This window comes from Lacunisphaera limnophila (assembly GCF_001746835.1).
Lineage (GTDB): Bacteria > Verrucomicrobiota > Verrucomicrobiia > Opitutales > Opitutaceae > Lacunisphaera > Lacunisphaera limnophila.
On the sequence record NZ_CP016094.1, the window covers coordinates 64,020 to 87,693 of the forward strand.

16 protein-coding genes are annotated in these 23,674 nt (G+C 67.9%); 7 read left to right on the forward strand and 9 right to left on the reverse strand.

Translation table 11 applies throughout. The annotated features are described in order from the left end of the window. Position 1: 1 nt before the first annotated feature. The 7 genes from Verru16B_RS00310 to lysS all read right to left on the reverse strand — a co-directional run bounded on the left by Verru16B_RS00310 (position 2) and on the right by lysS (position 9,482). The gene (locus tag Verru16B_RS00310; protein ID WP_069960420.1) at positions 2-2,008 is read right to left on the reverse strand and encodes a response regulator; all 2,007 of its coding nucleotides are present in this window, start codon (positions 2,006-2,008) and stop codon (positions 2-4) included. A 232-nt stretch (positions 2,009-2,240) separates the two neighbouring features. Beyond that, entirely contained in the window at positions 2,241-3,389 is a 1,149-nt protein-coding gene (locus tag Verru16B_RS00315; RefSeq protein WP_069960421.1) for a lipid-A-disaccharide synthase, read from the reverse strand. Positions 3,390-3,459: 70 nt separating this feature from the next. Next, complete coding sequence (locus tag Verru16B_RS00320) at positions 3,460-4,446, reverse strand: Gfo/Idh/MocA family protein (RefSeq protein WP_069960422.1); 987 nt, start codon at positions 4,444-4,446, stop codon at positions 3,460-3,462. A gap of 166 nt (positions 4,447-4,612) precedes the next feature. After that, complete coding sequence (locus Verru16B_RS00325) at positions 4,613-5,890, reverse strand: hypothetical protein (RefSeq protein ID WP_069960423.1); 1,278 nt, start codon at positions 5,888-5,890, stop codon at positions 4,613-4,615. A 4-nt stretch (positions 5,891-5,894) separates the two neighbouring features. Further along, entirely contained in the window at positions 5,895-6,578 is a 684-nt protein-coding gene (locus Verru16B_RS00330; protein WP_069963526.1) for an ABC transporter ATP-binding protein, read from the reverse strand. 99 nt (positions 6,579-6,677) lie between these two features. After that, positions 6,678-7,904 (reverse strand): ABC transporter permease, encoded by a 1,227-nt coding sequence (locus Verru16B_RS00335; RefSeq protein ID WP_069960424.1) that lies wholly within the window; start codon positions 7,902-7,904, stop codon positions 6,678-6,680. A 90-nt stretch (positions 7,905-7,994) separates the two neighbouring features. Further along, the gene (lysS, locus tag Verru16B_RS00340) at positions 7,995-9,482 is read right to left on the reverse strand and encodes a lysine--tRNA ligase (protein ID WP_069960425.1); all 1,488 of its coding nucleotides are present in this window, start codon (positions 9,480-9,482) and stop codon (positions 7,995-7,997) included. A gap of 184 nt (positions 9,483-9,666) precedes the next feature. On the opposite strand from lysS, the gene lipA reads away from it, so the two are divergent. From lipA to Verru16B_RS00365, 5 genes are all read left to right on the forward strand, one after another. Next, positions 9,667-10,563 carry a lipoyl synthase gene (gene lipA / locus Verru16B_RS00345; RefSeq protein ID WP_069960426.1) on the forward strand — a complete coding sequence of 299 codons (897 nt, stop codon included), beginning with the start codon at positions 9,667-9,669 and terminating at the stop codon, positions 10,561-10,563. 156 nt (positions 10,564-10,719) lie between these two features. After that, positions 10,720-11,619, forward strand: a complete 900-nt coding sequence (locus Verru16B_RS00350) for a c-type cytochrome (RefSeq protein WP_069960427.1) — start codon at positions 10,720-10,722, stop codon at positions 11,617-11,619. An 80-nt stretch (positions 11,620-11,699) separates the two neighbouring features. Further along, complete coding sequence (locus Verru16B_RS00355) at positions 11,700-12,122, forward strand: hypothetical protein (RefSeq protein WP_069960428.1); 423 nt, start codon at positions 11,700-11,702, stop codon at positions 12,120-12,122. 181 nt (positions 12,123-12,303) lie between these two features. Next, entirely contained in the window at positions 12,304-13,914 is a 1,611-nt protein-coding gene (locus Verru16B_RS00360) for a hypothetical protein (RefSeq protein ID WP_069960429.1), read from the forward strand. Between the two features lie 68 nt (positions 13,915-13,982). Beyond that, a complete protein-coding gene (locus Verru16B_RS00365) occupies positions 13,983-15,761 on the forward strand; it encodes an ATP-binding protein (RefSeq protein ID WP_157772092.1) in 1,779 nt (592 codons plus the stop codon). Between the two features lie 107 nt (positions 15,762-15,868). Here Verru16B_RS00365 and Verru16B_RS00370 read toward each other — a convergent pair whose 3' ends face one another. Next, positions 15,869-17,263, reverse strand: coding sequence for a DUF1552 domain-containing protein (locus Verru16B_RS00370; protein ID WP_069960431.1), 1,395 nt, complete (start codon positions 17,261-17,263; stop codon positions 15,869-15,871). Positions 17,264-17,282: 19 nt separating this feature from the next. Then, positions 17,283-19,889 carry a DUF1592 domain-containing protein gene (locus Verru16B_RS00375; RefSeq protein WP_069960432.1) on the reverse strand — a complete coding sequence of 869 codons (2,607 nt, stop codon included), beginning with the start codon at positions 19,887-19,889 and terminating at the stop codon, positions 17,283-17,285. Between the two features lie 142 nt (positions 19,890-20,031). Here Verru16B_RS00375 and Verru16B_RS00380 point away from each other — a divergent pair, with 142 nt between their 5' ends. Together Verru16B_RS00380 and Verru16B_RS00385 are read left to right on the forward strand one after the other, a co-directional pair. Beyond that, a complete protein-coding gene (locus Verru16B_RS00380) occupies positions 20,032-21,423 on the forward strand; it encodes an alkaline phosphatase D family protein (protein WP_069960433.1) in 1,392 nt (463 codons plus the stop codon). Positions 21,424-21,605: 182 nt separating this feature from the next. Beyond that, positions 21,606-23,609, forward strand: a complete 2,004-nt coding sequence (locus Verru16B_RS00385) for a TonB-dependent receptor (protein ID WP_069960434.1) — start codon at positions 21,606-21,608, stop codon at positions 23,607-23,609. Positions 23,610-23,674: the final 65 nt, after the last annotated feature.

A 23,674-nucleotide genomic window follows, 5' to 3' on the forward strand; every position in this document is an offset into this window, starting at 1 on the left:
CCTAGGTCGCGCGCCGCTTCGCCACCATCATGCGGCCGTGCTCCAGCGCCGCCACCAGCTCGCTCTTTTTGATCGGCTTGGTCAGGTAGTCGTCCATGCCGGCCGCCAGGCACTGCTCCCGGTCGCCGACCATGGCGTTGGCCGTGAGCGCGATGATCCAGGGCCGCTGTTTGCTCCGCGGCCGGGAATCCACCAGGCGGCGCGCCGCCTCGAGGCCGTCCATCTCCGGCATCTGCATGTCGAGAAAGATGATGTCGTACTCCTGCTTCTCCACCGCCGCGAGGACCTCCAGTCCGTTCCACGCCACGTCCGTCGTGTAACCGAGCGTGCGCAGCAGGCTGACCGCGACTTTCTGGTTCACGGCATTGTCCTCCGCGAGCAGGAGGCGCGTGGCCTGCGTCGGGAGCGTGGTCGCCACGATTGCCACCGGGGCCACCTCCAGCGGTTTCCCGAGCGCCGCGGCCAGGGCCTCGAACAGCACGGCCGGCTTGAGCGGACGGCTGACGGCGGTGGCCGTGACACCCTCCGGCACCCGCTGGCCGATGGCCGACAGCAGGATCAGGGGCATTTCGGTCGCCGGGCGGAGCTGCTGCAAACTGACGGCCAGGGCCGCGCCGTCGCTGCCCGGCATCTGCATGTCCACCGCGGCCAGATCAAAGGTCCGCCCGGTCCGCAGCATCGCCAGCGCCTCTTCGCCGCTGCCGACGGACCGCGGCAGCAGACCCCAGCGGAGGGCCTGCTCCGTCAAAATCAGGCGGCTCGTGACATTGTCATCGACCAGCAGGATCGTCCGGCCGCCCAGCAGCTCGCGGGCAAGCTGCGGATCGGGCCGCGCCTTGCCGGGCTGCGCCTCAAGGGTGACGGTGAAGAGGAAGGTCGATCCGTGCCCGACTTCGCTCTCCACCCACATCTGGCCGCCCATGAGCTCGGCGAGTTTCTTGCTGATCGCCAGGCCGAGGCCGGTACCGCCGTATTTGCGCGTGGTCGAGGCGTCCACCTGGCTGAAGGATTGGAAAAGCCGGCCGATCGCCTCCGGCGGGATGCCGATGCCGGTGTCGCGCACGGACACGCGCAGATGCACCGGCCCCTGCTCCACCATGCCGCCGTCGGCGGGCTCGATCCGCACCACGATCTCGCCGCTCGGCGTGAACTTGATGGCGTTGCCCAGCAGGTTGAGCACGATCTGGCGCAGCCGGGTGATGTCGCCTTTCACGCGCGCCGGCGTGCCGTCGGCGATCTCGTAAAGCAGGTCGAGTTTCTTCTCGCCGGCGCGCGCCGCCATCAGGTCCAGGGCGCCCTCGACGCACTCGTTCAGGGCGAATTCGGCCTGCTCCAACTCCAGCTTGCCCGACTCGATCTTCGAGAAATCCAAAATGTCGTTGATGATCGTGAGCAACGCCTCGCCGCTGATGCGGATCGTGTCAGCGAAGTCCCGCTGCTCGCGGTTGAGCGGGCTGTCGAGCAGCAGGCCCGTCATGCCGATGATGCCGTTCATCGGCGTGCGGATCTCGTGGCTCATCGTGGCGAGGAACTGGCTCTTCGCGACGCTGGCCAGGTTGGCCTCGACCGCGGCCTGCTGGGCCCGGTCGATGGCGATCTCGATCTGCTGGTTGAGCGACTCGGCCCCCTCGATGGCGAGGCGCATCTCGTACTCATGCTGCTTGCGTTCGCTGATGTCGGTGACCGTGAGCAGCAGGTCGGTTTCCCCGGCCGCCGCATCGCGGAACAGCTGGAGGGTCGCCTGGCGCCAGACGGGGGCGCCGTCGATCTGGCAGCGGACCTCCAGGCTCGTTTCCTCGATCTGCCCGGTACGCACCTGCATGAGCCCGGCGGCAAAGGCGGCGCTGTCGTCCGGCAGGAGCACGTCACCCAGGCTGGCGACGGACTGGACCTGATCCCGGGTCAGGCCGGTCAGGCGCAAAAAGGGCTCGTTGGCCCAGCAGGGCAGTCTACCGCCCGTCCGTTCCCAGCACACGCCGACCGGCAGGGCATGTAAGATGGTCGGCATGAACGCATTCCCAGCCGCCGGCTCCGCCGGGGCGTAAGGCGGTGGCCAGCCTGATATCCGACAGGCCGAGGAAGGTATGTCCATGACTCCCCCCTCATCGGCACCTTAATCGCTTACCCAAGTGGTTTTTAACCGCGAATCGGAGAACTACCGCGGCGTCCCGGGACCATCCCTGCGCCCGCTGCTCCCTCGGGCGCAGTGCCGGGGCCTTCTAACTTCTAAAGGTTTAGGTTTAACCCAGCTGCCGGCACATCCACTCCACCGCCGAACCGGCCGTGGGCTGCGCCAACAGGGCCCGCAACCGCGCCGCCTGCGCGGCCGTGCGTTCGCGCCGCGCCGGATTCTCGAGGCAGTCCTGGAGTTCCCGGGCAAACACCTCCGCCTTCGCCGCACCCTGGATGTACTCGGGATACATCGCCTCCTTCAGGAGCAGGTTGGCGATGCCGATGTGCTCCACCTTCACGAGCAGACGGCCGATGAAATACGTAAACGGATCGGTCCGGTAGGTCACCACCCCGGGGATGCCGGCCAGGGCGCAATGCATGGACATCGTGCCGCTTGACGTGAGCACCGCCGACGCGGCCACGGCTCCGGCCTCACTGGTGCGCCGGAGCTCGACCCCGGCCGGCGGGTTGGCCGCCTGCAACACGCCCAGGATCCCGTCACTCGGATACAGCACCACCGCCGGACGTTTTCCACCCCAGGCCCGGTAGCCGGCCAGCAGCACCGGAAAAATCCGCGACACCGGGCCCGTGCGGCTGCCCGGCAACAGCAGGATCGGCCCCGCCGGATCGTACCGCACCGGCGCCATATAATCCGGGGCCACAAACGGGTGCCCGACAAACTCCACCGGCAGGGCGGTATCCGCATAAACCGCCGGCTCGAATGGGAAGATCGCCGCGAGCCCATCCAAATGCTGCGCCATCTTAAACCGCCGTCCCGCCCGCGAGGCCCAGATCTGCGGGCTGATGTAGTAGAGCGCCTTCGTGGGGCCGCCCGCCTTTGCCGCATAGCCCCGCTCGAACAGGCCCTGGGCGATCCGCAGGTTCAGGCCCGACGAGTCCACGAAGCAGACAGCCCGCGGCTTGTACATGCCCACCCAGGTCACGACCGAGGCGATCAGGGACCGATAATAAGAAATCTGGGCGATGACCGCGAAGCCCATCGCCGATGACCCCGTGAGATCCCGCAGCAACTGGGCCCCCGCCGCCGCCAGCCGCGGACCGCCCAGCGCGCAGACCTTCAAATCCGGATCCTTCGCGAGCAGCCCGCGCACCATCCGCGCCGCATGCTCGTCCCCGGAATGCTCCGCGGCCACAATCAACAGGTCCACCGCGCCCTCGCGCGGCGCCGGGAGGCCTTCATGCAACAGCCGATTCATCGTTTGAACCACAGAGACTCAGTGTGGTATGTCCGGTGCCAGATCTCTGTGTCCTCTGTGCCTCCGTGGTTCATCCCTTTTGCTGATTGGTCCGGATCTGCTCGGTGACGGTGATCGCCACCTCCAGCGCCGATTTGCCCAGCGCGCCGCCCACCTTGGGCTGGGTCGCCGCGCGCACGCTCTCGATGAAATGCGCCAACTCGATCGCCAGCGGCTCCCCCTTCTCGATCGGGATCTCGTGCACCGGCACCTTGTCCTCGCCGGCCTTGGCCAGGCCGACTTTCAATTTCAATCCATAGGCAATGATGTCGCTCTTCTTCACCAGGTGGCCCTTCTGGTTCATGAAATCCAGCGAGAGGTAGGCGTTGTCCTGGAAGACCCGAATCTCGCGGTTTTTCTTCAGGCTCATGCGCGAGGCGCTGAGGTTGGCCACACAGCCGTTCTCGAACTCGATGCGGGCGTTGGCGATGTCCTCGGTCTTGGACAGCACGTTGATGCCCACGGAATCGATCTTGCGGATGGGCGACTTCACCAGCGCCAGCACGATGCCGATGTCGTGGATCATCAGGTCGAGCACGACGCCGACCTCGGTGCCGCGCGTCTGGTACGGGGCGAGCCGCTCGGTCGTGATGTACTGCGGACGGCCCGTGTGCTTCTCGAGGTAGCTCATCACCGGGTTGAAATGCTCGATGTGCCCGACCTGCACGAGGCAGCCGTGCTGGCGCGCGGCGGCCAGCACCTGCTCGGCCTCCTCCAGCGAGGCACACAGCGGTTTCTCGATCAGCAGATGGCAACCTTGGGCCAGCAACGGCAGGGCGACCTGCGCATGCTTGTCGGTCGGCACGACCACGCTGACCGCATCGCACGCGGCGCCCAACTCCTCCATCGAGGTGAAACGCTTGCAGTTGAACTTCGCACAGATCTCGGCCGCGCGGGCGTCGCTGGTCTCGAAGATGCCGGCCAGCTCTGCGCCGGGCAGCGAGGCATAGATGCGCGCATGGTGCTGTCCGAGCGAACCGACCCCGACGACACCACATTTGAGCTTGGGCTTGGCCATGGGAGCGAACGTAGCGGAGAGGGCTTACGCGGCCAGACCTTTTTGACCGTGCGGGCGGCGACCTTGGTCGCGCCACTCTGTCCGCATGCATGGCGCCAGCCCCTCGACCGGCTCGGGGCCCTGAGTTCGTCGAATGGGCAAGCTGGCTGCCCACTCGAAACCCAACTCACTTCAGCTGCGAGGGCAGCGAGGGCGACGAGATCAACTCGACGAACTCGGCCCAGCGCCGGGCGGGATCGCCGCCGGACTTGGCCTCAACATGGTCGGCAACCAGCTTCAGGCCGTAGTTGTAGTTGATGACGTAGCTGCGGTATTTCTCGATGAACTTGATCCGCTGCAACGCCCGGGCCGGCTCGGCCAGGGTGTATTTCTCCAGCCAGGCCGCGGCCGCCTCCGCCGTGATTTTCCCGTCTAGGTACAGGCGCGCGGCCTCGTTGCCGGCGAAGCTCAATTCCTTCGTCAGGGCCAGCACGCGGTAAAACTCTTCCACCCGCGCGGGGTCCAGCCCGGCCAGCGGGAAAAGCACGTCACGCTCGAAGGCCAGGCGTTCGGCGCCGGGAAACGCCACGTCGATGCCGTAGTTCGCGCTGCCCTCCGCGATGAGCGCGTTGGGGCCGTAGAGCGGGTTGACCGAGAACTCCACCCAGCCGCGGCCGCGCAGGAGCTTTTCCTCCAGCAGCGTGCTGTAGACGTGGTGCCCCGGGTAGCCCTCGTGGGCGGCCAGGTCGACGGCGCGGTCGATGAAGATCGGCAGCTCGGTGTTGATCTGGATCAGGCTGTGGGCGTTGCCCTGGTACCAGTTGTAGCCGCTCCAGGGCTTGCCCGTCACGTACTCGAGGGTGAACTTCTCGCCCGCCGGCAGCGGGATCCGCTTCAGCGTGCGCTCGCGCGCGGCGGCGATGGCGGCCTGAAACACCGCATCGAGCTTGGCCGGCGGGATGATGAACTGGTTGCGAAACGCCTGGTAACGCTCGGCCACCGTGCCCGTGCCTGGCAGCTTGCCGTCCAGCTCGGCCAGCACGGCGTCGTAATGGGACGCCGGATGCGTGGGCGCCACGGCATCGTAGATCAGGCGCGTCTCCTCGTCGAAGGCCAGCTTCTCTCCCGCGATCAGGCCCAGCCGGGCCGTGAGCGCCTGGAGCTGCTTGCCCAGGTAGGCGTGGCGCATCCGGCCCATCGTATCGGCCCCGGCGGGATCGATCCGGGCAAACTCGGCGGACAAATCCGCCAGCTGCCGGCGCACCTCGGCCAGCGGCAGTTTTGCGGCCTCGGCGGCCGTCTTCCACTCCGGCGGGCCATAGTAAGCGTCCACATAATCGCCATCGTGCACGCCGGCGGCGAGGGCGAGTTTCACGTAGGCTTCGGCGACGGAATTCATAGTGGGCGCGGCGGAGGCAGTCGTCAGCATGACCAGGCTGAGCAGGAGGGGTCCGGTAAGTCTCATGGACTTATGACATGAGCCCCAGGGTGCCGTTGTGCAAAGTGAATTTCCGCCCCGCCCGCAACGCATGCGCCGGGTTGTGGGTGACCAACACGAGGGCCGCCTGTTCCTCGGCGCAGACCTCGAGCAACAGGCTCACGATCTCGTCGCCGGAGCGCTCATCGAGGTTGCCGGTGGGCTCGTCGGCAAGGATGACGCGGGGCCGGTTCATCAGGGCCCGGGCCACGGCCACGCGCTGGCGCTCGCCGCCGGACAGCTGCGCCGGCAGATGATGCCCGCGCTCGCCGAGCCCGACCCGCTTCAGCAGGGCCGTGGCGCGGTCGCGCTCCGCCGCCCCCACCCGCCCGACCATGCGCGCGCCCATCAGCACGTTGGCGAAGGCGTCGATCTCCGGGATCAGGTAATAGGCCTGGAATACCATGCCGAGGAACCGCCCGCGTCGCGCCGTCAGCTCACCGAGGCTCAGCCGGTGCGCAGCCTCGCCGCCCCAGAACAATTCCCCGGCATCGGGCCGGTCGAGTCCGGCCAGCAGATTGAGCAACGTGCTCTTGCCCGAGCCGGATTCGCCGCGGATCGAGACGCTCTCGCCCGCCGCCACGGCAATATCCACCGCGGCCAGCACGCCAAGCGTCTGGTCCCCGCTCGGGTAGGTCTTGCTGAGACTGCGGGCCTGGAGAACCGGTTCAGCCACGAGAAATTCCTCCCATCCCATTGGCCACGAAAAACACGCAGAGGCACGAAAAGAGCCCGATCATTTTTGCGTTTTTTGTGTTTCTTGTGGCCATGGTTTTCATTCGCTGCGCAACGCCTCCACGGGTTTGAGGCGCGCGGCGCGCCAGGCGGGGATCAGGCCGGCCAGGGTCGAGGCCACCACGGAGAACAAGATGATGATGACCACATCCTTCGCCGTCGTGTGCGCCGGCAGGTTCGTGAACTGGTAGAACTTCACGAAGGCCTCCGGCCCCATCGTGAACTTCGCGATGGTCGCCACGATGGCGTTACGCCAGTGCAACAGCAGGAAGCCGCCGGCCAGGCCCACCGCCGTGCCGGTCAGGCCGATGAACAGGCCCTGCACGCAGAAACTTGCCGCCACCTCGCGCGCCCGGCCCCCCATCGCCCCGAGCAGGCCGATCTCCCGGGTCTTGCGCACCACCGTCACCAGCAGCGAGCTGGTGATGGAGAACGCGGCCACGATGATGATGAACGTGAGCAGGAAGAAGATCATGTTGCGCTCAAAGCTCAGCACGGCCTGGAAATCGGCGTTGGCCTCAAACCACGTCAGCGCGCCCGCTGTCGCGGGCAGCGCGGCGTTGATCGCGGCGGCGGCGACATCCGGATCGGCGCCGGGCTTCAGGCGGACGTTGTAGCCGTGCACCATCTGGTCGAGACCGTACAGATCCTGCATCAGGCGCAGCGGGCAGATGACCGTCGAGCTGTCCAGCTGCTGGTGCCCGATGCTGAAGATCCCGGCCACGCGCACCTCCCGCGGCAACAGCACCTCGTTGTTCTTCATCCGCTCGAGCATCAGCGGGGTGTAGACGCTGACCATGTCACCGATGCGGACGCCGAGCCCGCTGGCGAGCAGGTGGCTCAGGATCACCGAGTCGTCATCGAGATCGTCAAACGAACCGGCCGTGAGATAACGCTCCAACGGAATGACGTCGCGGATTCGTTCCAAGTCCACGCCTTGCACGGCGGGAAACGCCGGCCGGCGCTTGAACTCCAGCATCACCACGCCCTGGGCATAGGCCGAGTAGGCGGCGACCTCGGGCACGCCGGCGAGGGCGGTCTCCACCGGTCCGCCCTGCTCGATCAGGCTGCGGGCCCGCACCTGCACCTCCCCCTGGGTGTCGATGATCATGCGTTTGATCTGGTAGCCGAAGCCACCCATGACGCTGGTCGAGACCAGCATCAACGCCACCCCCAGCCCGACGCCCACCACCGAGATCAGCGTGAAAAACGACACCCGCCCGGTCGGGAACAGCTGCTTGAGGGCAAGGTAGACGGGCCAGGGCATCTTAATTAAACCACAGAGGCACAGAGGACACGGAGCGAAGGACTTGGTTTCTCATCTTCTCGGTGTCCTCTGTGCCTCTGTGGTTAAAACCTACTTCGCCTCCGAGGGCCGCAAAGACGGGAACAGGATCACGTCGCGGATGCTTTCGGCGCCGGTGAGCAAAATGCAGAGGCGGTCGATGCCGACGCCCATGCCGCCGGCGGGCGGCATGCCGTGCTCGAGGGCGAGCAGGAAGTCGGTGTCCATCTTCTGCTGGTCCTCGCCGACCTGCTTCTCGAACATCTCGCGCTGCACAAAGGGGTCGTTCTGCTCAGAGTAGGCCGGGGCCACTTCCATGCCGCCGATGATGCACTCGAAGACGTCGATCAGGCCGGGGTCCTCGGTGTTGAGCTTGGCCAGCGGGCAGAGCTCCTTGGGCAGGTGGGTCACAAAGGTCGGCTGGATCAGCGTGGGCTCGATGCGCTTGCCGAAGATCTCGTTCACGATCTCGTGCGTCTCCCAACCCGGGTGGACTTCGAGGCCGAGCTTCTGGGCCGCCTCCGTCGCCTTGGCCCGGTACTCGGGCGAGCTGCGCAGGGCGCTGAGCTTGAAGCCCGCCACCTCGTCGATCAGGTCGAAATAGCGCGCCTCCCGCCAGTCGCCGGCGAAGTTGATCATCTGCCCGCTGGCGGCGTGCTTGATCTCGGTGGCGCCGATCACGTTCTGGCACAGGTCGGCGAAGATCGCCTTGAGCAGCACCATCATGCCGCGGAAGTCGGAGTAGGCCTGGTAGACCTCCAGCATGGTGAACTCGGGGTTGTGCTTCCGGGACACACCCTCGTTGCGGAAGATGCGGCCGATCTCAAACACGCGGTCATAACCGCCGACGAGCAGGCGCTTCAGGCGCAGCTCGAGTGCGATGCGCAGGTAGAAGTCGGCGCCCAGCGCGTTGTGGTGCGTGACGAAGGGCCGCGCCGCGGCGCCGCCGGCCACGCCCTCGAGCACGGGCGTCTCCACCTCGAGGAACTTCCGGCCGGCCAGGGTCGCGCGGATGCTGGCGACAATCCGGCTCCGCTGCATCAGGCGCTCGCGGGACTCCGGGTTGACGATGAGGTCGAGGTAACGCTGCCGGTAAACCTGCTCGGCATCGGTCAGGCCGTGCCACTTCTCGGGCAGCGGACGCAGGGCCTTTGAGACGAGGGTATAGCGATCCACCCGGACGGTGATCTCGCCGCTCTTGGATTTGAAGAGGCTGCCCTCGACGCCGATGATGTCACCGAGATCGAGCTTCTTGAAGGCCACATAGGCTTCGTCACCCACCAGGTCCTTCTTCACGTAGAGCTGGATCTGCCCCTGCTGGTCGAGGATCTTGACGAACTGGCTCTTGCCCATGTCGCGGATGACCACGAGCCGGCCGGCGACCTTCACCGGCACGGTGTAGTCGGCACCGTCCACGTAGGCTTTCAGCGCTTCCCCGGAAAAGTGCGTCTGCTCGCAGTTGGCGCGGAACGGATCCGAGCCCGCGGCGCGCATATCCTGCAGCTTCTTGAGCCGCACGGCATGCTGGTCGTGGGAGATGTCCTGGGGAATGTCGCTCATGGAACCCGGGACGCTTGCCCCCCCGCCCGCCCGGGGCAAACGGAAAGTGGGCGCGGGCCGCCGCCCCGGGCAGCCCCCCTGTAGCCGGGCTTGCGGAGCCCGACCCGTGGTCATCGACCCCGGGTAGATCAGCCCCAAAGATTGTCTTTGCGCCTTTTGTGCCTTTTGTGGCCAACTTCTGCCGATGTCCGCCCTCCGCAAACCCGACTGGCTCCGCGCCAAACTGCCCTCCGGCCCCGCCTACCAGGCCACCCGCCGGATGGTGGAGGATAACAAGCTGCACACCGTCTGCCAGAGCGCCCAGTGCCCCAACATCGGCGAGTGCTGGTCCCGCGGCACCGCCACGGTGATGATCCTCGGCAACATCTGCACCCGCTCCTGTAATTTCTGCGCGATCCAGAGCGGCCGGCCCACCGAGCACGACCTGGGCGAACCCGCCCGCGTGGCCGACGCCGTCGCCCGCATGGGCCTGCGCCACTGCGTCATCACCTCCGTCGCCCGCGACGACCTGAAGGACGGCGGCGCCGGCGTCTGGGCCGCCACCATCCGTGCCGTCCGTTACCAAAACCCGTCCTGCGCCATCGAGGTGCTCGTCCCCGATTTCGTCGGCAAGCTCGAGCAGGTGGACCTCGTCCTCGACGCCAAGCCCGATATCTTCAATCACAACCTCGAGACCGTCGAACGGCTCCAGCGCCCCGTCCGCGTGCAGGCCCGCTACGACCGTTCCCGCGCGGTGCTCCAGCACGCCAAGTCCCGCGGCTTCACCACCAAGACCGGCATCATGCTCGGCCTGGGCGAGAAAGAGGCCGAGATCGAGCAGACCCTCCGCGATATCGCCGCGGACCGGACCGATATCCTCACCCTCGGCCAGTACCTCCAGCCCACGCCCCAGCACTGGCCCATCGATCGCTGGGTCCCGCCCGAGGAGTTTGCCCGCTGGAAAAAACTCGGCCTCGAGCTCGGCATCGGCGTCATCGAGTCCGGCCCGTTGGTCCGCTCCAGCTATCACGCCGACGAGCAGTCCGCCAAGTACGTCGGCGAGGAACACCTGAACCTGAAGCCGACTCTGGCGCAGGTCTGAAGGGGGCCCGATGGACAGGAGCGGCGCCAAAAAGCGCCGGGCGGGAGGCAAACGCCGTCACCGACCGCCGCTCCAGTCGCCGCCAAGATCACCGACGATTTTCCGCCCGGGCACCTGCCGGTTTGCCTTTCCTCCACCGTCCCTTTTCCTGACCCGATGCTTCCCCCGCCGCGAACCCGCCCCGCCGACGGCAAGATCCTCGGCGTCGTCCTGCTGGGTCTCTGCGGGCTGGCCGTCGGCGCCACGATCTTCCTCCAGGTGGAAAAGCAGCCCGAGTCTTCCCCGGTCACCCGCGGCGCCCGCCTCGCCGAGGAGGCCGGCTGCTTCGCCTGCCACGGTCGCAGCGAGGAGGAGCCCCGTTTCAACCTCCGCCTGGCCGCCCCCGGCCAGTGGCGCGGGAAGAACAACCCGTCCCTTTGGGAAGGCGAAATCACCGAGGTGAAGGTCCTCGTCGACTGGATCACGAACGGCGTGCCGGCCGATGAGGTTGAAAAGCATAAGCAGCTGTTCATCCGCATGCCCGCCTACCGGGACCGCCTGAGTGCCGCCGAGATCGAGGACATCGCCGCCTGGATCCTTGCCGAGGGCCTGAAGCTGCGCGTGGATCCCGGTGCCCGGACCACGCCGGCCGCGCCCGGTGCGGCCCTCACGCCGGACCAGTTGTTCGTGGCCGGCGACCGTCTCGCCCGCCAGACCGGCTGCTACCAGTGCCACGGCGAACTCGGCCAGGGGGGCGTGGCCAATCCCGCCTCGTTCAAGGGCTACATCCCCGGCTTTCAGGGTCAGGACTTCCTCAAACTCACCGCCGACGGCGATCGCAGCGAGATCCTCCACTGGATCGACCACGGCCGCGGCCGCGCCATCGAGGCGGGCCTCCTCGGTCGCATCGCAAAGAAATATTTTGATGGCCAGGCCATCCCCATGCCGGGCTACCGCGACCAGCTGACCCCGGCCGAAAAAGAGCGGCTTGCCGACTTCCTGTTGCTGATTAATCAGTCTGGACCTCTTCCCGCCCGCGAAATCGAGCGCCTCAACGCTGTTCTCGACCCACGCTGACCCCCACCCCACGTCCGACCCGCGTTTCACCACCCACCCCCGGGCTGCGGCGTGAAATCCGTCTCCCTCCCCGATCTTAAATGAAAAACCTCCTCACCCTCGCCACGCTCCTCACCCTCGCTGCTTCCCGCCTGTCCGCCGACGCGGTCGTGGACAGCCTGCTCCCGCTCAAGCCCGAGGTGCGCAAGGTCATCAACGAAAGCTGCGTCATGTGTCACGGCGAAGTGATCGACGGGGAGAAGGAGATCCGGGACGACCTCGATTACAGCACCGACGACGCCATCCGCGCCACGCTCGCCAATGCCGGCAAGCTCAAGCAAGTCGTCCTCGAGGACAAGATGCCGCACAAGCCCCGCCTTTCCCGCCGCCTGCGCAACAACGTCCAGCTGCAGGAGCGCCTCACCGCCCTCCGCGCCAACTACGACGCCGCCGGCCACAAGGCCATCCTGCTCGACTGGCTGAAGGACGTCACCGCCACCACCGGCGGCGACAAGAAGGAGTAAGCGGGCTATTGGTGTAGGGCGGGATTTCCGAATCCCGCCACGAACGCGATATCGTGATCGAACCAAGGTGGGATTTGGAAATCCCGCCCCACACTCGCCCCGGGTTTGACGCGCCTTGCCCGATGTGGGAATCACTTCCCGCCCCCCGTCATGCCGCCCGTCTCCTGCAACCTTTGAATCCGTGAAGAAGGCCTCCGCTCACGCGCTCACCCTGGCGGCCCTCGCGGTCGTCGTCGTGCAGGTCCTGGCGCTCGCCACGCGCTACTTCCAACCATGGCTCGACGCGGATTACCTGCTGCCCCAGCGCTTCGCCGTCGATGTATGGGCGGGCGTTTATCCGCTCTCCGGCTGGACCCTCAGCTCGTCGCCGTACCTTTTCCCCGATTTCGCCTTCAGCCTCCTCTGGCACGTCGTGCTCGGCGACGCGCCTTTGCTGCCCTTCTATCTGGTGACGAGCTACGGGACGCTCGCCCTGCTCGCCGGTTGGTCGCTGCACCGCGCCAACCCGGCGGCCCCGCACGCCTGGCTCAGCGGCGCGCTGCTGGTCAACGTGCTCCTCGCCTGGCAGGGCGCGGCTGATCACGCGCGCTGGCTCTGGTGGCTCGGCACCGCGACCTTCCACGGCGGGGCCGTGTTGCTCGGTCTCGCCCAATTCGCCCTCTGGGCCGGACCGACCGCCGTGGCCCCGACGCGCGCGCGGGCCACGGTCGCGACCCTTCTGCTCTTCATCGGCCTGGCCTCCGATACGCTCCTGCTCACCCAGTTCGTCGCGCCGCTGGGACTGGCGCTCCTGGCCACCGCCGGCGCCCCGCGGTGGCGCGCGCCCCGGGTGCGGGCCTTCCTGATCGCCGTGTTATCGGCCTACGGGCTGGTCGCCATCCTGCGCGGATCGCTGTGGCTGGCCGGCTGGTGGAATTTTCCCCGCGTCGTGCGTCACGCCCCCACCCCCTCCGCGGTGGCCGGCGCGGCGCAAAGCCTCGCGTCCGACCTCACCGGCCCCGTCGCCACCGCCGTGCCCGGCTTCATCGGCCTTTTCCTCGTCTGCACCGGTGCCGCCCTCTGGCTGACCCTGCGTCCCACGGTCGCGCGGGCCGGGGTCGGCGAGGGCGAGACGGCACGCCAAGCCAGCTGGTTCGCGGCCGCCGGTCTCGCGAGCACGCTGCTGCTGCCGGCGCTGGCGGTCTATTGGCAGAACCCCCAGCACGGCCGCTACCTCCTCCCCTGCCTTATCCTCCCGTTGTGGTGGCTGTTCACCCGGTTGCCGCTGGCACGGCTGCAGACCCCGTTCGTCGCGGGTCTCGTCACCTCCCTCCTGCTGCTTCTGGCGTGGGTGCGCGGGCCTCAGATCCACCCGGCCGCCTGGGCCTGGCCCTACCCGGAACGGGTCGCGGCACTGGACCGGTTCCTCACCGCGGAGGGCCGGGAGCGCGGGCTGGCCGATTTCTGGAACGCCCACTACCTCAACACCGTCGCGCGCTCGGACCTCCGGCTCAACCAGCTGCGACCCGACGGCCGCGTGCAGTTCTGGGGCAACAACGCCTTCCATCATTTCGAGGTCGACGCCGCGACCGGCGCGCTGCGAGTGCCGCGCTACACCTTCATCGTGACCAACGGCCTCGATCCGGCCGCGCTCCGGGTGAAGTTCGGCGAGCCCTCACGCATCGCCCCCGTGGCGGACTATGAGGTCTGGCTCTACGACGAGGCCGCCGCGCAACGGCTCAGCGCCCAGGTGGACGGCGAGGTGCGCCACTTCCTCGGGGACCGACCCGGCACGGCGCGGATCGCCCGGTAGCCGCGCGCAACCCACCCCAGCAGGGCTTTTGCGTTTGCTGCCCCCCTGGCATTCGTCCACCCTGGGTTGTGGCCAGCCAACCTCAGGTGTCCGGCAGCTCCGCGGGATATCACACCCTCCTCGGGGATGACCCGCTGGCCGTGCTGACGACGGTGCAGCAGCGCGTGCTGCGGGGCATGTTCTGGTCGATCGCCGCCTACAGCGTGGTGCAGCTGGGTCTGTGGCACACGCGGGACCAGGCCAGCCGCACGCTTGTTTCCTTCGTCTTCGAGGCCGTGCTGCTGGTCGGCCTCGCCGCGCAATACCTCGCGCTCAAACGCCTGTCGATTCGCGGCAGCGGTATCATCTTTGTCTGCTGGCTCGGCCTGATCAACCTGCTGATGTGGTCCACCTCGGGTCCGCAAATGGCCAGTGGCATCGGCCTGGTCTGCACCGTGCTCGCGGCGTTGTTCTTCATCAACAAGCGGGCCGGCGCCGCCGTGGTCCTCAGCTTCGGCGCGTATATCGTGGTGCACGCGGTGCTCGTCACGCGCGGGGTGCTGCCCCCCTATTCGTTCATGGCGGGCCATGACCCCACGCTCACCGCGCTGTTGCGGACCGGACTATACGCCTTCGGGGTCCTTGCCATGGGCTACGCCATCTTCGCCCGGATCCACCACGCCCTTTTCCAGGCGCTGGAGCAGATCGCCGAGGAACGCCGCCGCCGCACCCTCGCCGACGAGGCCCGACGCAAGGCGGAGGAAACCATGCTCGCCAACCAGCATTTTGAGGCGCTCGGCAAACTCGCCAGCGGTGTGGCCCACGACGTCAACAACGCCCTGACCGCCGTGCTCGGCAACGCCGAGTTGCTCAAGCTGAGCCTGCCGCCCGGCGAGGAACAGGTCTTTGCCCAGGACATCCTGAAGGCCGCCGAATCCGCCGCACGCACCACCCGCCAGCTACTCAATTTGAACCGGTCGGCGGTTTGCCAGCCGGTCAGCACCGATCCTGTCGCCGTCGCCACCTCCGTCATCCGGCTGCTCGGCCGGCTGATCCCGGACAACATCCGCCTGCAACTCGACGGCCAGAGCCGGCAGCGCATCCTGGTCGACCCCGCCGACCTGCAACAGGCGCTGCTCAACCTGCTGCTCAATGCCCGCGATGCCCTGCCGGACGGCGGGGTGATCACGCTGCGCGTGGCGGACCGGGAGGGGGCCGGCCCGGTGATCTCGGTCAGCGACAACGGCCAGGGCATCCCCGCCGACATCCTGCCGCGCATCTTCGAGCCGTTTTTCACCACCAAGGCCTCCGGCCACGGCACCGGCCTCGGCCTGGCCATGGTCCGGACTTTTGCCGAGGAGGCCGGGGCCACCGCCACCGCATCCAATGTGCCCGGGAGCGGGGCCAGCTTCGAACTGGCTTTCCCGTCCTGCACGCTCCCCGCGGAGCCCGCTGCGCGCCCGCCGCGGCCGGAGGTAACCGGCCAGTCCATCCTGTTGGTCGAGGAGGATGCGGACGTCCGGGCTGTGCTCGAGCGGGTGCTGCGGCGCGGGGGGCAGTTGGTCACCGCGGTCCCCGATGCCGCCGGCGCGCGGACGCAGCTGGCGAGTGGGGCGACTTTTGCGCTGTTGTGCAGCGACATCCGCGCTGATGCCGCGCAGACGACTGTCCTGGTCCATGAATTCAAGGCCGCCAACCCCGATGCGCCGGTGCTCCTGTGCTCCAGCGGTACCGAGCCGGCCGTCGCCGGTGGCGGTCTGCTCGCTCGGCCGGGCGTCGAGCTGATGCGCAAGCCCTTCGCCGGGACGGAACTGCTGGCCCGCGTGCAAAAAATGCTCACCGCCAGCCGTCCGCCCATCGGCGGCTAGAGCGGCTGAGGTCAGAATGTAGCCGGGGGTCGCTGACCCCGGTGATCGTTGCACCGCGCGCCGCAGACCGTGGTCAGCGACCCCGGCTACAGCGGTACAAATACGCTTTAAACGTTCCCCAGCCGGGCGGTCGAATCGCCGAAGCGCTCGAGGCCGCTGACGCCGGCCTGATCGGCCAGGTCGAGGAAGAGGTTGGAGAGCGGCTGCGACCCGTGGTTCACATAGCGGCCGCCACGGAGCTGGCCGCCGCCGCCGCCCGCGAGGATCAGCGGCAGGTTGTCGTGGGTGTGGCGGTTGCCGTCGGCATTGCCGCTGCCGTAGAGAATGCGGGAATTGTGCAGCAACGAGTGGCCGTCCACGTCCTTCACTGCCTCCATCTTCGCGAGGAACTTGCCGAACTGCTCCACGTACCAGCGGTCGATCTGGGCCACCTTCTCGACGCGCTCGGTATTGTTCTGGTGGTGCGACAGGTCGTGGTGGCCCTCGGTGATGCCGATCTCGCTGAAGGAGCGGTTGTCGCCGTCATGCCCGAGCACGAAGGTCGCGACGCGGGTCGAGTCGGTCTGGAAGGCCAGGATCATCATGTCGTACATCAGCTGCACGTACTCGACGTGGGTGGCCGGGATGCCGGTGGGCGTGGCGACGACCGGGTCGGGGCCGGGGCCGAAGCGCTCGGCCTTCTCGATCCGGGCCTCGATGTCGCGGATGCCGGTGAGGTACTGGTCCAGCTTCTCCCGGTCATCGAGGGCCAGCCGGCCCTGCATATTCTTGGCGTCGGCCATCACGAAATCCAGGACGGAGCGGCGCTCCTGCATGCGGCGCACGGTGTTTTCGGCGCGCTCGCCGTGGGCGCCGGCGCCGAAGAGGCGCTCGAAGACCAGGCGGGGGTTGTTCTCGGGCGTCATCGGCGTGGTGGCCGACTGCCAGGAAATGTTGTACTGGTAGGCGCAGGAATAACCCGAATCGCAGTCGGCGGACCGGCGGTTGAGGTCGGCCGTCAGCTCCAGCGAGGGGAAGCGCGTGAGGTGACCGACCTGCTTGGCGATGACCTGGTCGATCGAGATGCCGGCGCGCACGTCGGTGGCGCTCTTGTTGATGCGGACGCCGGTGAGGAAGACGCTGTTGCCGCGCGCGTGGTCGCCGCCGCCGTCATTGCCGGCCGTGGCGTTGGCGTGTTCCAGGCCGCCGAGGACCTGCACGTGCGAGCGCATGCTCTCGAGCGGGGCGAGCGTGCCCTGGAGGGCGAAATCCGTCTGGCCGCCCGTCGGCCACCAACGGTCGGGAATGGCGCCGTTGGGGAAGAACACGAAGGCCGTGCGCAGCGGCGCGCCGGTGGCGGTGGTCGCCAACTGGGCGGCGGCGGTCGCCGCCAGCAGGCGGGACGGCAGCAGCGAGGTCATCGTGGGCAGCGCGATGCACGCCCCGAGACCCTTCAGGAAATGGCGGCGGCTCATGCTGGCGACTTGGTCACGAAGGAGGGGCGAATGGCGGCGGGTGTGCATGGGGAGCGGGGTCGGGGTTTCAGCTGCGGGGAGTGGAAGGGCCGGCGGCGGGACCGGCGGTGTGCACCGGCGGATCCAGCCGGCGCTGCTGGAAGGCGGCGGAGCGGATGATGCCGTGCAGGAGGGCGGACGGGCGCGCGTCGGCGGCCTCCAACTGCACCACCAGCTGGTCGAGGATGTCGACGTCGGTGTAATCGAGGCCGCGGCCCAGGGCGTAGGTCAGGAGCTTCTCCGCCATGTTGTGCAGGTAATCCCCGCGGTGGCCGGTCGCCAGGATCCGCTTCAGCTCGCGGATGTCGGCGAATTTCTCGCCGGTGATGAGCTTGCCGGCGGCCTCGACGGGCTGGTTGCTGTCCATGTCGCGCCAGCGGCCGAGGGCGTTGAAATTCTCCAGGGCGAGGCCGAGCGGGTCCATGCGGTTGTGGCAGGAGCGGCACTCGGCGCTGCGGGCGTGGAGGTTGAGCGTCTCGCGCAGGGTCATCTTGCTGAGCTCCTCCTTCGAGGCGACGTTCTCCAGCGGGGGGATGTTGGGCGGCGGCGGGGCGGCCGGGGTGCCGAGGATCTTCTCGAGGATGAACACGCCGCGCTTCACCGGCGAGGTGCGCGTGGGGTTGGAGGTGACCGCCAGCACGGTACCCTGCGTGAGCACGCCCCCGCGCGGACTGTCGGGCGGGAGCTGGACCTTCCGCATTTCGCGGCCGGTGACCCCGGCGATGCCGTAATGCTGGGCCAGCTCCTCGTTCAGGAAGGTGTAGTCGGCGTTGATCAGCTCGACGAGGCTGCGGTCCTCGCGGAGCACATGGGCGAAGCTCATCTCGGTCTCCTGCTGCATGGCCTCGCGCAGCGAGTTGGTGAGCTGGGGCTTGGGGGCCCGGAACACGGGGACCACCAGGTCGCGGATCCGGGTCAGTTCGTCCTTCTGCTCGGCGGTGCGCTGCTCGGCCGGTACGCGGTTGAGGCGGCGGAAGGTCTCGAGCGCCTGCTCGAAGTCGGGGTTGGGGTTCTCGCGGAGAAACACGTCCAGCGGATTGATGATCACCGTGCTGATGTCGCGGGCTTGGAGCCACTGGCCGGTGAAGTTGCGGATGAATTCATCCGACTTCGGGTCGGCCATCATGCGGTCCACCTGTTGCGTGAGATTGGCACGGAGCCGTCCCTCCGCGGCGAGGCGGAACAGCTCGGCGTCGGGCATCGAGGACCACAGGAAATACGACAACCGGGAGGCCAGGGCCCACTCATCCACCAGGGGATGCGCCTCGCCCGGGGTCAGCGGCAGGGTCTCCTCCTCGCGGAAGATAAAGCGGGGGGAAGCCAGCACGGCCACCATCGCCTGGGCCACGCCGGCCTCGAAGGTGCCATCCTCCTGCGCGGCCACCCGCTCGGCCATGGTGGCGAGACGCTCGATGGTGGGCTGGTCGGTCGGGCGGCGGAAGGCGTGGAGCGTGAAATCGGCGAGGAGCTCCCGCAGGTAGACGGCGCGCTCGGCGGCATCGGCGGGGACGGCCCGCGGGAAATAACGGGCGTAGTTGGCCGGCTGCACCCAGTGGTCCCGGGCGAAGGGGCCGCGCACGGTCACGTCGTTGAGGCGGATCCGCAGGGAGCGTTTCTGATCGCGATCCGGACCGAGCGGACGGATCTCCAGGCTGAGTTGATGGTCCCCCGCCGCCCACTCCCGGGCAAAGGTCAGCTTGTAGGTCTTGAAGCCTTCGCGGACAAATTCCTGGTCGAGGACGGTTTCGCCATCCACTTGGAAAATCACCCGGCAGCGGTTGTAGTCAAACTGGTCGTCCACGTAGCGCTCGACCGCGTTCAGGTTGAGTTCCACCTCGTAGGCGCCGGGGATTTCCACCCGGTGGGTCGTGCCGACGGTCGCCGGCGTGTAGTAGGACAGGTCCAGCGCACGACCCTCGATCGCGGGGGCGGGCCGCAGGAAGGCCGGGGCCGGGACGGGCGCGGCGGTGGCGGCATCGGAGGTGCGGGCCGTGTCGCCCAGCAGGGTCGCCGGCGTCTCCATGCGCACGGTCACGAACTGGCGGCCCTCCAGGGCCCGCTCGGCCACCACGCGCGGCTGCAGGGGCACGGTGCCGGCCACGACCGCCTGCGCGGCATCGAGGTATTTCTCCAGCAGCATGGGCGAGAGCGTCAGCACATCGCCGTTGTTGTCGAAGCCGTGGCCGGTGTCGTCGGCGGGAAATTCCCTCTGCGTGTCGTAATCCACCCCCAGCAGCTCGCGCACGGTGTTGCGGTACTCCACGCGGTTGAGGCGGCGCACCGTGACCCGGCCCGGGTCCGGCCGCGCGGGATCCAGCTCGAAGACGTCGCGCTTGATGAAGGCCGCCAGCTTGTCGATCTCGGCCTGCTCGAGGTAATCCTCCTCGACCGGGGGCATGATGCGCGAGCGCGTGTTCTTCAGCACCCGCAGCCAGAGCTTGTGGTCCTTGAGGCTGGCCTCGTCCTTGAAGGCATCGAGCGTCACGCCGCCCTCACTCTCCCCGTCACCGTGGCAGCTGTAACAATAAGTCTCCAGCATCGGCCGGATCTCCTTCTGGAAGGTGTCCAGGGCGGTCTGCGCGGACAGCACGACCGGGCATAGCAAGGCGAGGGCAAACCGGGGGCGGGGAAGCATGGGGCAGTGCCAGCAAACCTGCCCCGCCCCACTTTGCAAATTCTTGCGTAAGAATTGTGTGTTAGATTTGGCGACTCGCAAAATTAACCCGATTTCCGTCCGGTCGGTTTGCCAATCCGGTCGAAACTCCCATGCTCGCGCCATGACAACGCTCCGCCGCCCCGCCCACCGGTTGCTTTTCGTCCTCGGTTTGCTGGCCTCGATCTTCGGCCTGCCGTCCGCCGCCCTGGCCGCGCCGTCGATCATCTCCGGCCCCATGCTGGGCTACCGGGCCCACCGCGAGGTGTTCCTCTGGGTTGAGGCCAAGGAGGCGCAGACCGTCACACTCGACTACTGGCTCGCCGGCCAGCCGGCGACCAAACGCACGCTCACGCAGGCCAACCCCGCCGTCACACCCGCCGGCGGCCAGATCATCCACTTCCGCCCGGGCCTGCTCGAGCCGGGGGCCCGTTACGAGTACACGCTCAGCCTCGACGGCGTGGCGCAGGCCCTCCCATTCCCCGCCACCTTCCAGACGCAGGCCCTGTGGGAATGGCGCACACCGGCCCCTGATTTCAAATTCGTCACCGGCTCCTGCGCCTACATCAACGACCCCGCGTTCGACCGCCCGGGCACGCCCTACGGCAAGACCACCCGCACCTTCGAGCTGATGGGTGACAGCGGCGCCGACTTTGCCGTCTGGCTCGGCGACAACTGGTATTACCGCGAGCCCGACTACGACTCGGTCAGCGGCCTCTGGTACCGCCCGCAGCACGACCGCGCGATCCCCGAGATGCGGAAACTTCTCGGCACGATGCACCACTACGCCACGTGGGACGACCATGACTACGGCCCGAACGACTCGAATTCTTCCTACGAGTACAAGGACGAGGCCCTGAAGATCTTCCGGGCCTACTGGGGCAATCCCTCGTACGGCGAAGCGGACAACCCCGGCGTCCACACCAAGTTCTACTGGAGCGACGCCGCCTTCTTCCTCCTCGACAACCATTATCACCGCGACGCCGCCACGCTCAACCAGGACCTCCATCCCGGGAAATCCCAGTATGGGCGCAAGCAGCTCGAGTGGCTCAAACAGTCGCTCATCGCCGCCAAGGAGCTGAAGCACTTCAAATTCTTCTTCATCGCGACGGGCAACCAGATGCTGCAGGTCCGCACCGGCGCCGAGTCGCACCAGGAATACCGCCGCGAGCGCGAGGAACTCCTCGCCTTCATCCGCGAGCAGGAGATCACCGGCGTCGTGTTTCTCACGGGTGATGTCCACCACTCCGGCCTCTACCGCCGCCAGCTGGCCAAGGACGGCCCCTGGGTCTACGAGATCACGGCCTCCCCCTTCTCCAGCGGTTCCTGGGACGTGGAGAAAAGCAACAAGGCCACCGATCCCTACCTCGTGAAGGACTCCCTCGTCGGCGACCAGAATTTCACCACCGTCGAGGTCCGCGGCCCCAAGGACGCCCGCGAGCTGGTCATCACCTGCATCGACAAGCAGGGCGTCACCCGCTTCACGCACACGGTGCCGCTGGCCGATTTGCAGTAACCGCCCACCATTGCGAGCATCGCGCGGGCGTCACCGCGCCTTGCCCGGCGGACCTCGCTTCCCCACCTTGCGCCCATTAGCATTCTTCGCGGGGTAGATTCAGCAGTCTGCCATTCCCGGCCCGACCCAACCCCGGGCTTGCGCTTTTGGGGCCGGGGACTCCCATTCGGCGGTTCCCACCGATGAGACTGCCCCTCCGTCCCCGTTCCCTCCTGCCGTTAATCGCCCTCCTCGCCACCGGCCTCCGCGCCGACGAGGTGCAACAGCTCCCCGACATGGTCGTCGAGCGCCCCGTCACCCGCGACGTCCAGGTCAGCCTGGTGGAACTGGCGCCGACGGCCGAACCCGCCGCCGGGCTCGCCGCCCTCGCCCTCCGCACCGCCGGCCTGTCCGTCAGCGACGCCGGCGCCCGTGGCTTCGGCGCCATCACGACCCTGCGCGGCCTGGGCAACACCCCGTACTTCAGCGATTCGTCGGTCCCGGTCTACCTCGACGACATCCCGCTCGCCACCGGTTTCACCTTCCCCACCGACCTCTACGATTTCTCCTCCGTCGCCGTCCACCGCGGGCCGCAGGCCGCCACCCTCTTCGGCCGCGCCGGCGACGCCGGCGTGATCCACTTCACCAGCGCCCGCCCCGCCGCCGGCACCCGGTCCCGTGCCACCTTCTCCGCGGGCAACCACGGCCTCCTCGCCGCCAGCGCCTCCGTGCAGAGCGCGCCAAGCGCCGACACCGAGATCAGCGCGGGGCTCAGCGCCAGCCAGCGCGACGGCTACGTCCGCAACACCCAGCTCAACCAGGACGTGGACGACCGCGAATCCGTCTCCGCCCGCCTCAAGCTCACCCACCGGCCCGTCGCCGGCACGGAGCTCTCCTTCCACGTGCTGGGCCAGCGCGCCCGTGACGGCGCCCAGGCGCTGGTGCCGCTCGGCGGCCCCTACCATGAGGTACAGCGCGGCCAGGAAGGCGTGGCCGACACCGACTTCGCCGCCGCCGCCCTCGGCTTCAGCCGCGACCTTGACGCCGGTACACTCAGCACCACGACCAGCTGGTCGAACTGGGAAATGAATCCCTACTCCAACCGCCTCGTCGTCTTCGGCGGCGCCGACTTCGATTCCGTGGTCACGCAATCGCAACGCACCTTCAGCGAGGAGATCCGCTTCGCCGGACCGCGCGGCTCGGGCGGCGCGTTCTGGTCGACCTCCCGCACGCGCGGCAGTGCCGACCGCGTGTTCAGCGGCTTCCCCATCGAGCAGTCGCGCTACACGACCGACGCCGACACTTTCGCCCTCTTCGGCCGGGCGAACTTCACCCCCGCCCCCGGCTGGACCCTCACCCCCGGCCTGCGCGCCGAACAGACGGACAAGGACTTCACGCGCATCGAGACCATCCCCGGCTCCGCCGTGATCCGCCGCGATGACGACTGGTCGGCCTTCCTGCCGAGCCTCGCCGCCACCCGGAAGATTGACGACGCCACCGACCTCACCCTGTCCCTCGCCCGCGGCTTCAAGGCCGGCGGTTACTCCGGCTTCACCGGCCACGCCGACCTCGCGGCCTTTGGCGCCCAGCGCGCCTGGACCGCGGAGGCCGCCTACCGGACGACGTTCAAGGAATCCCACCTCGCCACCACCGCCCGGGCCTACGCCTCGCGCGTCACCGGGTACCAGATCGAGCGTTCCTTCGCCGTCCCGGGTTCCTTCGCCGATGAATACCTCGTGGTCAACGCCGGCGAGGCGCGCGTCCTGGGCCTCGAGCTGGAATCCAGCTGGAACCCCGCCGCCGACTGGACCGTGACGCTCGTTGGCTCCATCAGCCACGCCGAACTGGAGGAGTTCACCGATCCGTTCACCGGCGCAACCTACTCCGGCAACCGCGCGCCCTACGCTCCTTCCGGCAATGGCGCGCTGCGCGTCGACTACCGCCCGGCCACGGGTTTCTTCGCCGGCGCCGGCCTCAGCTGGACCGGCACCACGTACTACGACGAGCAGGAGACCGCCTTCCTGGCCCAGCGCTCGTACACGCTGGTCGAGGCCGACGCAGGGTACGCCTTCGCCGCGGGCGAGGTGCGACTCTTCGGCCGCAACCTCGGCGACGAGGAATATTACAGCTCCATCACCCCCGGCGTCGGCCACGGCACCCCCGGCGCTCCGCTCACCTGGGGCGTGGAGCTGAGCGTGAGCTGGTAAGACCGCCGCTACAGGTGCGCCACGGGGAATAGCCTCGCCAAGGCCGACGCCCGGGCTAATTTTTT